This is a genomic window from Flavobacterium sp. (assembly GCF_036782315.1).
GTDB lineage: Bacteria > Bacteroidota > Bacteroidia > Flavobacteriales > Flavobacteriaceae > Flavobacterium.
This window is the reverse complement of the sequence record NZ_DAIPZK010000008.1, coordinates 13,467-27,072: the sequence shown is the minus strand read 5'-3', so window position 1 is coordinate 27,072 and position 13,606 is coordinate 13,467. Positions and strand designations below refer to the sequence as shown.

13 protein-coding genes are annotated in these 13,606 nt (G+C 33.1%); 6 read left to right on the top strand and 7 right to left on the bottom strand.

Translation table 11 applies throughout. From position 1 onward, the window contains the following. Window positions 1–42 precede the first annotated feature (42 nt). The 4 genes from V7P59_RS08155 to ychF form a co-directional block, all read right to left on the bottom strand. Window positions 43–2,751, bottom strand: a complete 2,709-nt coding sequence (locus tag V7P59_RS08155; protein ID WP_333809665.1) for a DNA gyrase/topoisomerase IV subunit A — start codon at window positions 2,749–2,751, stop codon at window positions 43–45. Window positions 2,752–2,880: 129 nt separating this feature from the next. After that, a complete protein-coding gene (locus tag V7P59_RS08150; RefSeq protein ID WP_073583718.1) occupies window positions 2,881–3,255 on the bottom strand; it encodes a GxxExxY protein in 375 nt (124 codons plus the stop codon). A 109-nt stretch (window positions 3,256–3,364) separates the two neighbouring features. Beyond that, entirely contained in the window at window positions 3,365–5,218 is a 1,854-nt protein-coding gene (locus V7P59_RS08145) for a DNA topoisomerase IV subunit B (RefSeq protein ID WP_333809664.1), read from the bottom strand. Between the two features lie 153 nt (window positions 5,219–5,371). Further along, window positions 5,372–6,466 (bottom strand): redox-regulated ATPase YchF, encoded by a 1,095-nt coding sequence (gene ychF / locus V7P59_RS08140; RefSeq protein WP_333809663.1) that lies wholly within the window; start codon window positions 6,464–6,466, stop codon window positions 5,372–5,374. Window positions 6,467–6,719: 253 nt separating this feature from the next. Here ychF and V7P59_RS08135 point away from each other — a divergent pair, with 253 nt between their 5' ends. Continuing rightward, on the top strand, window positions 6,720–7,256 hold the full coding sequence (locus V7P59_RS08135; RefSeq protein WP_333809662.1) for a hypothetical protein: 537 nt from the start codon (window positions 6,720–6,722) through the stop codon (window positions 7,254–7,256). Between the two features lie 43 nt (window positions 7,257–7,299). Here the strand turns inward: V7P59_RS08135 and V7P59_RS08130 are convergent, their stop codons facing one another. Continuing rightward, window positions 7,300–8,508, bottom strand: a complete 1,209-nt coding sequence (locus V7P59_RS08130) for a hypothetical protein (RefSeq protein ID WP_333809661.1) — start codon at window positions 8,506–8,508, stop codon at window positions 7,300–7,302. Window positions 8,509–8,644: 136 nt separating this feature from the next. Beyond that, entirely contained in the window at window positions 8,645–8,995 is a 351-nt protein-coding gene (locus V7P59_RS08125; RefSeq protein ID WP_231841955.1) for a 4Fe-4S dicluster domain-containing protein, read from the bottom strand. 137 nt (window positions 8,996–9,132) lie between these two features. Between V7P59_RS08125 and V7P59_RS08120 the strand changes: the two genes are divergently transcribed. The 5 genes from V7P59_RS08120 to V7P59_RS08100 all read left to right on the top strand — a co-directional run bounded on the left by V7P59_RS08120 (window position 9,133) and on the right by V7P59_RS08100 (window position 13,236). Further along, window positions 9,133–10,191, top strand: coding sequence for an acyl-CoA reductase (locus V7P59_RS08120; RefSeq protein ID WP_333809660.1), 1,059 nt, complete (start codon window positions 9,133–9,135; stop codon window positions 10,189–10,191). 137 nt (window positions 10,192–10,328) lie between these two features. Further along, entirely contained in the window at window positions 10,329–11,399 is a 1,071-nt protein-coding gene (serC, locus tag V7P59_RS08115; RefSeq protein WP_333809659.1) for a 3-phosphoserine/phosphohydroxythreonine transaminase, read from the top strand. Between the two features lie 28 nt (window positions 11,400–11,427). Beyond that, entirely contained in the window at window positions 11,428–12,384 is a 957-nt protein-coding gene (locus tag V7P59_RS08110; RefSeq protein ID WP_333809658.1) for a D-2-hydroxyacid dehydrogenase, read from the top strand. An 84-nt stretch (window positions 12,385–12,468) separates the two neighbouring features. Continuing rightward, on the top strand, window positions 12,469–12,900 hold the full coding sequence (locus tag V7P59_RS08105) for a DUF6146 family protein (RefSeq protein WP_333809657.1): 432 nt from the start codon (window positions 12,469–12,471) through the stop codon (window positions 12,898–12,900). A gap of 3 nt (window positions 12,901–12,903) precedes the next feature. Next, entirely contained in the window at window positions 12,904–13,236 is a 333-nt protein-coding gene (locus V7P59_RS08100) for a DUF6787 family protein (RefSeq protein ID WP_333809656.1), read from the top strand. Between the two features lie 11 nt (window positions 13,237–13,247). On the opposite strand, the gene V7P59_RS08095 is transcribed toward V7P59_RS08100, so the two are convergent. Next, a complete protein-coding gene (locus V7P59_RS08095; RefSeq protein WP_333809655.1) occupies window positions 13,248–13,562 on the bottom strand; it encodes a hypothetical protein in 315 nt (104 codons plus the stop codon). Between the last annotated feature and the right edge of the window lie 44 nt (window positions 13,563–13,606).

Here is a 13,606-nt window from a genome sequence, read left to right as displayed (position 1 = left end):
CAATAAAAAACCTGCAAAGTAAAAACCTTGCAGGTCAGAATTTTATTCCAAAGACAAAGTAATTTGTCCGTCGTCGTCTAATTCTATATTGAAATCTTGAATGTCGTTTCCTTCTTCTGAAGCTTCGTTTGTTGGAATTTCTGGCTCCTCTAATACTTCTTCATAAGGCAACGGATCTAATAGGTTAATCTGTTTGATTTTATCCGTAGTTAACTGGTTTCCTAATGCTTTGATTCCTTTTACTGCTATGAATTGTTCCAAATCCACTACTTGGTTTTCTTTTTGAACGCCTTTCACTTTAGCAAAAATAACCTCAGCCACTGGACGCCAATCGGTTGAAACGATTTCCAATTGTGATTTTTCGTGTTCGGAAATAAAGATTTCTTCTTTGTTTTCGTTTTCAATTAAGAAACGTTTTACAAAGTAACGCTCTTTTTCGCCATCGAAATAAATACACGAAATTGGTTTATTAGGATTCCATTTTTCCAACACAATCATGTCTTCATCAAAATGGGTAGAAAGTTCTGGGATAATGGTTTTTACTTTTCCTGATTGGTTAATGATTAATAATCGGTCGTTAGGTTTAAATTCGCCTAACAATTCGCCTCTTCCATCTACGTTCAAACGTTGTACGGTATCATCAAACCAAACTTTTCTCGGACGTAAAGTAGAAATTCCTTTCTCTTTTAACTCGATTTTTTTGATTGGATATTTGGTAACCGTATTTCCACGAGACGCTCTTCCTTTGATAGCGATATCTGAAAAATCAACATCCCATTTCAGTTTTTTCACACTTCCCGCTTGGCGTAATAAAATCGTAACCACTTCTGCTTCTCCGTTTGGATTCGCTGAAAAATACGATACCATAGAACCTGGTTTTTCTTGCGTTAAATCATAGAATTTATCACGAGTTACTCCAGAAACATTGAATCTCTTGATGAAAGTTGAACCGTTTTTACCATCGCGATACATCATGTTGTAAATGGTACGTTTGTCGTTTTTATCAAATACAGCAACATGAATGATGTCTTTACCGATGAACTTCTTATCATCAATTTTGGTTACCATCATTTTTCCATCGCGTAAGAAAACGATGATGTCATCAATATCGGAACATTCGCCAACATATTCGTCTTTTCTCAAGCCCATTCCTACGAAACCTTCTTCTCTATTTACATAGAATTTTTGGTTACGCAATACTACTTTCGTTGCTTGAATATTATCGAAATTACGTAATTCAGTTAAACGCTCTCTTCCTTTTCCGTATTTATCTTTTAAATTGGTGAAGTAATCCACAGCATAATCAATCAAATGATCTAAATGATGTTTCACTTGCTCGATTTCAGCTTCTAATTTCGCAATCGCATCATCCGCTTTATCCGAGTCAAATCGTGTAATACGAATCATTGGAATTTGCGTCAATCTTTGTAAATCTTCGTCTTCAATTTCGCGAATTAAAATGGTTTTGAATGGCTCAAATCGGTCGTACATATATTTGTATAGCGACTCTCTATCCGAATATAATTTGAAGTCGATGTACATTTCTTCACGAATGAAAATCTTCTCTAAATTCGCAAAATGCCACTTCGCTTCGAGTTCGTCCAATTGAATTTCTAACTCTCGTTTTAAAATATTCAACGTACGATTGGTAGAAATCTTCAAAATATCGGAAACACCTATAAACAATGGCTTGTTACAATTTTCGATAACACAACCTAGAGGCGCGATAGACAATTCACAATCGGTGAACGCATACAACGCATCAATCATTTTGTCTGGCGAAGTTCCGGGTTGTAAATGAATTACGATTTCAACCTCAGCAGCCGTATTATCTTCAATTTTCTTGATTTTGATTTTCCCTTTTTCATTGGCCTTCAAGATACTATCAATCAATTTTGTAGTATCGGTTGAAAACGGAATTTGGGTAATCACCAAAGTATTTTTATCTAAAGGCGCAATTTTAGCTCTCACACGCACACGAGAACCTCGCATTCCATCATTATAATTGGAAACATCGGCTATTCCGGCTGTTGGAAAATCTGGAAAAAGTGTGAAAGGTTTTCCTTTTAAAATTTTAATCGACGCATCAATTAATTCATTGAAATTGTGCGGTAAAATCTTTGTTGATAAACCTACTGCAATCCCTTCACCACCTTGCGCTAACAACAATGGGAATTTTACAGGCAAATGAATTGGTTCGTTTTTACGACCATCGTAGCTCAATTGCCATTGGGTAACTTTTGGCGAAAACAATACATCGTGACCAAATTTTGAAATTCGAGCTTCGATGTAACGTGGTGCTGCTGCTCCGTCTCCGGTTAAAATATTTCCCCAGTTTCCTTGACAATCAATCAACAAATCTTTTTGTCCAATGTTTACCATAGCGTCACCAATACTTGCATCTCCGTGAGGATGATACTGCATGGTGTGCCCAATGATATTCGCTACTTTGTTGTAACGACCATCATCCAACTCCTTCATGGAATGCATAATACGACGTTGTACCGGTTTAAAACCGTCTTCAATCGCAGGAACAGCACGCTCTAAAATTACATAGGAAGCGTAATCCAAGAACCAATCTTTGTACATTCCTGTAACTTTGGTAATGGTATCCTCTGGATTTTCGTTGTTTTCGTAAAAATGATGTCCCGTTGACACTTGAATATCCTCAAAACCTTCCTCTTTTTGAGGTTGGTCTTGATTCTCTAAATTGTCGTCTTCTGGGATAATGTTATCTTCTTCGTCTTTCATGTTTTTGTAGCACTATGTTTCTCAAAGTTTTACACTAAGTTTCACAATGTTTATATTTCTACTTTGTCTTAAATATTTTTTTAATTGTAAAACTATGTTAATCAAATTTTTGCACTAAGTTTCACAATGTTATAATATTAATCTTTTTATACCGTCTTTTAATGATTTCTTATAAAAATTTAAAAGTAATCCTAATCTGCATTCCGATAGTTTCATGTAAGTTAAACATTGAGCAGTATGTTCAATAGTAAAATCTTCAACTACTTTCAATTCTACTATAACTTTATTATTTACTAGAATATCCACTCGGTAACCACAATCCATTTTTATATCTTCATAAATAACTGGAAATGGACATTCTTGTTTAACTTCTAATCCGCATTTAGTTAATTCATAAGCCAAACATTCTCTGTACACTTTTTCCAACAATCCTGAACCTAATTTCGTATGAACTTTATAGGCACAATCTAAAATGATTCGGCTTATTTCGTTTTCTTCTGTCATATTTATTTTTTTGTTACACAATGTTACTCAAAGTTTTTCACTAAGTTTCACAATGCTTAAAATTCCTTTGTGTGACATTGTGTTATACATTGTGAAACTTTGTGCTCCATTACTTCTCCACTACATCCAACTCCACTTTCAAATTGTTGATGATAAAATCTTGTCGGTCTGGGGTGTTTTTACCCATGTAAAACTCTAACAAGGTTTCAATCGTTGTGGCTTTATCTAACATGACTGGATCTAAACGAATATCTTCTCCAATGAAATGTTTAAACTCATCAGGTGAAATCTCCCCTAATCCTTTGAATCGGGTGATTTCTGGTTTTGGTTTTAGCTTTTCGATGGCAGCTACTCGTTCCTCTTCGCTATAACAATAAATCGTTTCTTTTTTGTTTCGTACACGGAATAATGGCGTTTGTAAAATATACAAATGTCCGTCTTTGATTAACTCAGGGAAAAACTGCAAGAAAAACGTAATCAACAACAAACGAATGTGCATACCATCCACGTCGGCATCGGTTGCAATTACGATATTGTTATAGCGCAAATCTTCCATCGATTCTTCAATGTCCAAAGCGGCTTGCAATAAGTTGAATTCTTCGTTTTCGTACACGATTTTTTTCGTCATTCCATACGAATTCAAAGGCTTTCCACGTAAACTGAAAACCGCTTGTGTATTTACATCGCGACTCTTCGTAATCGAACCCGAAGCCGAATCTCCCTCAGTAATGAAAAGCGTACTTTCTAAACTTCTTGGATTTTTAGCATCGGTTAAATGGACACGACAATCACGTAATTTTTTATTGTGTAAACTTGCTTTTTTAGCACGTTCTTTGGCTAATTTTCGAATTCCTGAAAGTTCTTTACGTTCGCGCTCGGCTTGTAAAATCTTACGAAGTAACGCATCGGCCACTTCTGGATTTTTATGTAAGAAGTTATCTAAATTCGTTTTGATAAAATCATTGACAAACGTACGAACCGTTGGACCATTCGGACCAATATCAGTCGAACCTAATTTGGTTTTGGTTTGTGATTCAAAAACGGGTTCTTCCACCTTTACAGAAACCGCAGAAACAATCGATTTACGAATATCAGAAGCTTCGAAAGGTTTGTTATAAAACTCTTTGATGGTTTTTACAATCGCCTCACGGAAAGCTCCTAAATGCGTTCCTCCTTGTGTGGTATTTTGTCCGTTTACAAACGAATGGTATTCTTCTGAATATTGTGATTTACTGTGCGTGATTGCAACTTCAATATCGTCTCCTTCCAAGTGAATGATTGGATACACCATATCTTCAGCTGAAATATTTTCTTCTAATAAATCTTTCAATCCATAGTCCGAAACGTATTTTTCACCATTGTAATAAATCGTTAAACCACGATTTAAATAACAATAGTTCTTGAGCATTTTGATGATGTACTCGTTTCGGTATTTGTAATTTTTGAAAATCGTATCATCAGCCACGAAAGAAACTTTGGTTCCTTTACGTTTTGTAGTTTCTTGAATATCTTCTTCCAAAGTCAAATTTCCGGCTGAGAATTCCGCTGCTTTTTGTTGGTTATCACGAACCGATTCTACTCGGAAGTAATTCGAAAGTGCATTAACCGCTTTCGTACCGACACCATTTAAACCTACGGATTTTTTAAAGGCTTTAGAATCGTATTTTCCTCCCGTGTTCATTTTGGAAACAACATCAACGACTTTTCCTAACGGAATGCCTCGACCATAATCGCGAACGGTTACCAATTTATCTTTGATAGTAACTTCAATGGTTTTTCCGGCACCCATAACGAATTCGTCGATACAGTTGTCCATTACTTCCTTTAACAGAATGTAAATACCATCATCAGGCGATGAACCGTCACCTAATTTTCCGATATACATACCTGGACGCATACGAATGTGCTCTTTCCAATCGAGCGAACGTATGTTGTCTTCGGTATATTGATTTTGCTCTAACATAGACAGATTTTGGATTTTGTGCAATATAAATGATTTAGCCCAATTTTGAAAACAAAAGGATTATAACTTATTGACATATTTACAAACAAAAACCGCTGAATTGCTTCAACGGTTGATCTATATTCTATGTTCTGTTTTCTATATTCTCAGAAATTATACATTAAAACGGAAATGCATCACATCGCCATCTTTTACAATGTATTCTTTTCCTTCTACTCTTAATTTCCCAGCTTCTTTTACTTTTGCTTCTGAACCGTAGTTAGAGAAATCTTCGAATGCGATAACCTCAGCACGAATGAATCCTTTTTCAAAATCGGTGTGAATTACTCCAGCTGCTTTTGGTGCTGTATCTCCGATGTTGATAGTCCAAGCACGAACTTCTTTTACTCCAGCTGTGAAATACGTTTGTAATTTTAATAATTTGTAAGCGGCACGAATTAACACTGCCGAACCTGGCTCTGTTAATCCCATATCTTGTAAGAACATTTGACGCTCTTCGTAGCTTTCTAATTCAGTAATATCCGCTTCTGCTCCTACTGAAAGTACGATAACTTCTGCGTTTTCATCTTTAACTAATTCACGAACTTGGTCTACATATTTGTTTCCGTTTACTGCGGAAGCTTCGTCCACATTACAAACATATAAAACTGGTTTTGTAGTGATTAATTGGAAACTTTCTAACATTTCTTCCTCATCTTGATTTTGAGGAATTACCGTACGAGCCGATTTTCCAGCTAATAAAGTTTCGCGAATTCTATCTAACAAGGCTTTTTCAGCTTGAGCTTCTTTGTTACCTGTTTTAGCTGCACGATTGGTTTTTTCCAAACGTTTTTCAACCGTTTCTAAGTCTTTTAATTGCAATTCGATATCAATCGTTTCTTTATCGCGAATTGGATTTACATTTCCATCAACATGCACAATATTATCGTTATCAAAACAACGTAAAACGTGAATGATTGCATTACATTCTCTAATGTTTCCTAAGAATTGATTTCCTAAACCTTCTCCTTTACTTGCTCCTTTTACCAAACCAGCAATATCAACAATATCAACGGTTGCCATAACAACACGCTCTGGTTTTACCAATTCCTCTAAACGAGCAATACGCGGATCTGGAACGTTTACTACACCAATATTAGGTTCTATAGTACAGAACGGAAAGTTGGCACTTTGCGCTTTTGCGTTTGACAAACAATTAAATAAAGTTGATTTTCCAACATTTGGTAATCCTACAATTCCTGCTTTCATATCTATTTGATATTTTTTATTAAGTGATATGTAACGCAAAGCGTTTCATTCTGAATGTATTTTTAAAAGTGTGCAAATATAGTTTAAAAGTTGGAAAGCGACAAAAGTACGAATCATGCAAAATTTAGTTGAAAGTTGCAAAACATTTCAATAATGAACATGTGAATTATGTAAAACTCATTCAAAAGGATATAATGCAAATAAATAAAAGCAAACTAACTTTACAACTAATTAATTTTCAAAACAATACATTATGAAATCATTTATCATTGGAACATTGCTTTTCTTCTTAAGTCCGGTTGTTTTAAGTCAGAATAAAAACGTAAAAGATGAAACAAAAACTACAACCACTACTGTTAAGGACTCAAAAGGTAAAAAAACGTATGTAAAAAAGGAAAACACACGTGAGGTTCAAAATATTGAATTGAAAGATCAAAATCCTAAAAACATCAATATGGATGTAAAGGAAACTCCTGTGTTAGTTGAAAAAACAACGACAATAACTAACCCTGACGGAACTACAAGAACAGTGGATATTGACCGATCTGCTTATTATTTACTCAATGGTAAAAAATATAATTTATTGTTAGACAGTAATGGTTACCGAATATTGTCTGAAGATTTAAAAGAAGAAGCATTCTTAAGAAAAACAACTACCAATAGCTTCATTTACAGAAACAAAGATAGAATTGCAATTGGTTATTTTGATTTAGAAGGCAATTTAGTTTTAGAAACTTATGATCCTAAAACAGACTCTGTAACTTATGAAAAATATAATTTGAACAAATAAGGTTTTGTAATTGAAAGAGTCCTGGAGAAATTCAGGGCTTTTTTTATTCTTTTCCATTTTTTTCTTTCAATTCATCTTCTCTTTCTGAATCATCACCTTTTGCCAAAGCTTCAATTATTGCTTTTTCTTCAGCTGTAGCTATAAAACCTGATTCTACATCCCAATAATTAGTAAAAAAAGAGGTCTTTTTATTAATTAACGATTTATCTTTAAATATATTTTTATCGTTGTATTCAAAGATTTTTTTATCAAAATCAGTAATCACCATATGATTTTTAACTTCAATTCTGCGGTCTTTATTTTTGTATCGTTTTTCAAACCCAATAACTTCTTTAGAATTGGCTAAATAATAAAAACTTCCTTCTTGTCTAAATGTGTTTTTAAATTCTAATTTATAGACTTTACGAGAGGCAAACATGCTCTCTTTGTAGGTTTTAAGTCTATCAGGTGTAACATATGAACTTACCTCTAAGATTAACTTTTTATTACTATCATAAACTACTATAAAATCTGAAAGTATACCTTTTGATTCGGGTAGTGGTACAATTTTAATAACTAAATAATCATCATTTGAAGGATATGTTTTTACTGAAAAATCATACATTTTCTTGGCTCTTGAATCCAATACTTCTTCTAAATACTTAAACTGATAATAATTTTCTATAATATTGTTCAAATCATATCCTAAAATATTAGCATCAATATCGCCATCTAAAACTCCAACCGCTCTATTTTGTTCCACTAAAATATCTGTTTTGATACTTTTGACACTTCCTAAAATTTGAAAATTAATTAAACCATCATTAAAAAAAACAATTTGATTATCTCTTTTGTAAAACTCTCTCAAATAGACTTTTAAATTAACTGGAATTGTCATTTTATTACGAGAATTATCAACCAAACGTTTCAAAATTTCCTGAGGATGGTCTTTGGTGATAATATATTCTTCTAATTGTTGGGTATTAGCCTCCATATACACCACATTTTCATTTTTGTTCAATGTAGTTATCTTTAAAATTATGGTTTTATATGAAGAATGTCTTAACTCTAAATCAGAGACTTTGGTTAAACTAACAATTGCTTTACCATCTTTATTAGTTAAAAATCCTTGACGTGTTCTAAGAGCTGTAATTGTAACCTCTTCTATAGGCATATCGGTATCAAAATCCTTTACAATAACCGTGAATTCAAGGCTTTGCGAAAAGAGTGGAGAAGTAAATAAAAATAATAAAAAAGTAAGTTTTTTTATCATAAATTATTGATTATCATTCAAATTTAATGAAAAAAAATTAAATTCTTCTGTTGAAATAAGTTTTTAAAATTAAAATAAACAAAAAAGAGAACCTTTAAATTAAAGATTCTCTTTTTATTATTTTATGATTGAACAATTATTCGTTATGTAAAAACGATTGTCTGTTTAACAATGTCTCTTCGCTTTCCACATGATTATCATCTGGCACACAACAATCTACTGGACAAACCGCAGCACACTGAGGCTCTTCGTGGAAACCTTTACATTCTGTACATTTTCCTGGAACAATGTAATAAATATCATCAGAAATTGGGGTTTGAGCTGCTTCAGCATCTACTTCAGTTCCATCCGGTAAGATTACTTTACCACTTAGCTTAGTACCATCTTTCCATCTCCAATCATCTGCACCTTCATAAATTGCTGTATTTGGACATTCTGGCTCGCAAGCCCCGCAGTTAATACATTCGTCTGTTATTATAATTGCCATTTCTTTAAGTTTAATTGTTTAAAAGTTTAATTGTTTAAAAGTTGAGACTCTTATTAATTTAAACTTTTGGCTAATGCCTTTTCACTTCATATCTTTGTGCAAAAATACAACGTCTACTAAATATAAACAAGTTACAAATGTTACAAAGTGAAATAAAATCGAGTTTTGTTGAATTAGGGAATTTCTTGCGTCAATTTTCTGAAGAGGGAAACGTTAAATCGGATTCGGTTTTACACAACGATTTGTACTTTGACAACTTTGCTAATTTAATTGAACTTTCGCAATCGCACAATGGATGGTTTACTCCAGAACAAGTCTATTTTAGTATTCAGGCTTGGGCGAAAGCTTTAACGGAGGACAACTTAAATCATTGGCTTTCTAACTACGATTTTTCAAAAACTGAACCAAAGAAAGTAGGATTGGTTTTAGCAGGAAATATTCCTTTAGTTGGTTTTCATGATTTTCTTTCGGTATTGATTTCAGGTCATGATGTATTGGTAAAAACCTCATCAAATGATCAACATTTACTAAAATTTTTAGCAAAATACTTGATTTCAGTTGAACCAAAACTTAACTCAAAAATAACGTTTGTTAAAGGGAAATTAGAAGGTTTTGATGCCGTAATAGCAACTGGAAGTAACAATACAGCGCGCTATTTTGAATATTATTTCAAAGATAAACCAAGTATCATTCGTAAAAACAGAAATTCGGTTGCCGTTTTAGATGGAACTGAAACTTTTGAAGATTTAGTCAGTTTAGGTGAAGATATTTTCCGTTATTTTGGTTTAGGATGTCGCAATGTTTCTAAACTATTTGTTCCAAAAGGATATAATTTTGAAAACTTCTTTAAAGCGATGTACGAATATCGCGATGTAATTCATTACGAAAAATACGCTAATAATTACGATTACAACAAAGCGGTTTTCTTGATGAGTAATTTCCAAATTTTAGACAATGAATTCATGACAATTAAAGAAGATTTGAGTTACTCCTCACCTATTTCTTCAGTATTTTATGAGTTTTACGAAAATTTAGAAGATGTCAAAAAACGATTAAAAAATGATGCTGAGCAAATTCAATGTATTACTTCTAATCATTTGATTTCAAACTCAGTAGCTTTTGGGCAAACACAACTACCAAAACTTTGGGATTACGCAGACAATGTAGATACTTTAGCATTTTTATCAAAAATATAATTATACAATTGATAATTTTTCCGGATTTCTAAATCGTTTTCGTTAATAATATCCTAAAATTATTATCAAATTAAAACCTGTTTTTTCATAGTTATTTGCGAAATTTGCTCTTTCAAATAAATAACTACAACAACACAATGAAAAAACACAACTACAGTGCAGGTCCATGTATACTTCCGCAAGAGGTATTTGAAAAATCAGCACAAGCTATCTTAGATTTCAACAACTCAGGATTATCTATTTTAGAAATTTCTCACCGCAGTAAAGATTTCGTAGCCGTTATGGACGAAGCAAGAGCTTTAGTTTTAGAGCTTTTAAACTTAGAAGGAAAAGGATACGAAGTATTATTTTTGGGCGGAGGCGCTAGTATGCAATTTTTAATGGTGCCTTACAACTTAATGAAAGTTGATGGAAAAGCAGCCTATTTAGATACTGGAACATGGGCTAGTGGCGCTATTAAAGAAGCAAAACTTTTTGGAGAAACAGTGGTGGTAGCTTCATCAAAATCTGAGAATTACAATTATATTCCAAAAGATTATACTATTCCATCTGATGCCGATTATTTCCACTGCACTAGTAACAATACGATTTTTGGAACTCAAATGAAATCATTTCCAGAAGTGAATGTTCCTCTAGTTTGTGATATGAGTTCAGATATTTTTTCCCGAGTTTTAGATTTCTCAAAATTTGATTTAATCTATGCAGGAGCACAAAAAAATATGGGGCCAGCAGGAGCTACATTAGTAGTGGTTAAAACGGAAATCTTAGGTAAAACTGGAAGAACAATTCCAAGCATGTTAGATTATCAACAACATGTTTCTAAAGAAAGTATGTACAATACACCTCCAGTATTTCCAGTATACGCGTCACTTTTAACGTTACAATGGTTAAAAAAAATAGGCGGAATTGCTGGTATTGAAAAAATCAATGACGCTAAAGCAACTTTACTTTACAACGAAATCGACCGCAATCCTTTATTCAGAGGTACAGCAGTTAAAGAAGATAGAAGTAACATGAATGTAACTTTCTTGTTAGAAGACGAAACGCACCAAGAAAAATTTGATACCATGTGGAAAGCAGCGGGAATTTCTGGATTAGCCGGACATCGATCAGTAGGTGGTTATCGTGCTTCTATGTACAATGCGTTACCAATTGAAAGCGTACAAGTTTTAGTAAATGTAATGCAAGAATTAGAGAAAAAAATCTAACAACAAACTATAAACAATAAACTCATAAATGAAAGTTTTAGCAAACGACGGAATTTCAAAAAGTGGTATCAAAGCTTTAGAAAAAGGAGGTTTTGAAGTAATTACTACTAAAGTAGCACAGGAGCAAGTGGCTAATTTTATTAATACCAACGATATAAAAGTATTATTAGTTCGTAGTGCAACTAAAGTTAGAAAAGATATTATTGATGCTTGTCCAGGATTAAAAATCATTGGTCGTGGTGGTGTTGGAATGGACAATATTGATGTTGCTTATGCTCGTGAAAAAGGATTGCATGTAATCAACACTCCGGCTTCATCTTCTGAAAGTGTTGCCGAATTGGTTTTTGCTCATTTATTCACAGGTGTTCGTTTTTTACATGATTCCAATAGAAATATGCCTCTTGAAGGTGACACGCGCTTCGAAGGTTTGAAAAAAGCTTACGCTAACGGAATTGAACTTCGCGGAAAAACTCTAGGAATTATTGGTTTTGGACGCATTGGTCAAGCTGTAGCGAAAATGGCGTTAGGATTAGGAATGAGAGTAATTGCTGCTGATAAATATGTGAACGAAGCGGTAATTCGTGTTGATTTCTATAACGGACAATTTATCAATGTTGAAATTGTTACCGAATCTTTAGAAGATGTTATCAAACATTCAGATTTTATTACTTTGCATGTTCCTGCGCAAGATGGCTACGTAATTGGAAGAGAAGAATTACAAATGATGAAAGAAAATGTGGGCATTATTAACTGTGCTCGTGGTGGAGTAATTGACGAAGTAGCATTAGTTGAAGCTTTAGACGAGGATAAAGTGCTATTTGCAGGTTTAGATGTTTTTGAAAATGAACCAAATCCTGAAATTAAAATTTTAATGCACCCTAAAATCTCCTTAACACCACATATTGGAGCTGCAACTTTGGAAGCCCAAGATAGAATTGGAACCGAACTAGCAGAGCAAATTATTAGTTTATTAAAAAACAATTAATCGAATTTGTTCATTATAAAAAGTTAAAAGCATCGGCTAAGTCGGTGCTTTTTTTTATCTTTATGCTCACAAAATTCAATAGCTATGAAACGTATTATTTTACTTTTATTTTTGGTATTTTCAATACTTATAGCTTGTAACGTTTCTCAAGAAAAGAAAAGCTTTGATGAAAAACCAAAACTAGAAAGTGATACCATTCGTATATCAAACGATGCTATTGAATATGAAGTCATTATTATTGATGGTGGATTTACTTCTTGGTTTAATAGTTATGCAAAACCAAGGAATTATTATTCGCAATCTTATTTAGAAGCAAGAAATAGAGTTTGGGTTTTAGAGTGGAATCGAAGAGCCTTGTTGCCTTCACAATACAATCCAAACTTATATGAAATGACAATTAATTATCAAACTAATATCGACTATGGTTATGAAGTAAATTATATGCTTTATAATTATTTAGTTTATTTTCAACTAACACACAAACAAAAATTAGGAGGTTTTGTCCCTAGAATATAAATTATGAAAAAACTCAAAGAACGCTGGAATGTAACTTCAAACTGGCAATTGACCATCATTTTTATCGTATTTGCCATTACCGGATTTAGTTCTCTTCAATTAGCAAAACCTTTTTTATCTTTAATTGGTATCCCCGAAACATTTCAACCGCACTGGCTTTATAGGATTTTAAGATTAGTGCTTATTTTCCCTATTTATCAAGTATTATTGGTTTTTATTGGTTTTGTATTTGGACAGTTTAATTTCTTTTGGGAATTTGAAAAGAAAATGCTCAACAGAATGAAATTAGGTTTCATTGGAAAATATGTCGATTCAAAAATAAAAAAGAAGCCATAAGCTTCTTTTTTTTATTCTTGTCCTTTTCCGCCTTTGATTACATAGGTGTAAAACCAAGTAATTGTAAAAGTCGGAATCACATCTACAAACGGGAGTAATTCTTCAATAAAACCAAAAACTCCAGCTAACTTTCCTGCAGTTCCTTTGAACATTACCACTAATAAAATCCCTGAAATGGGTGCCCAAAACAAATCGGTTACCTCAGCAAAAACAGGAACAAAATAAGATACCATCCCTATAGAATCAAAAAGTAAACTTAGAACTAACATCGTTCCTTTGTTATTTTTTGCTGGGACAGGTGTTTTTATAATAGGTGCTTGTGTCATTTTAATGTTGTAAATTTCCTAACGAATATACAAAACTAATGCCA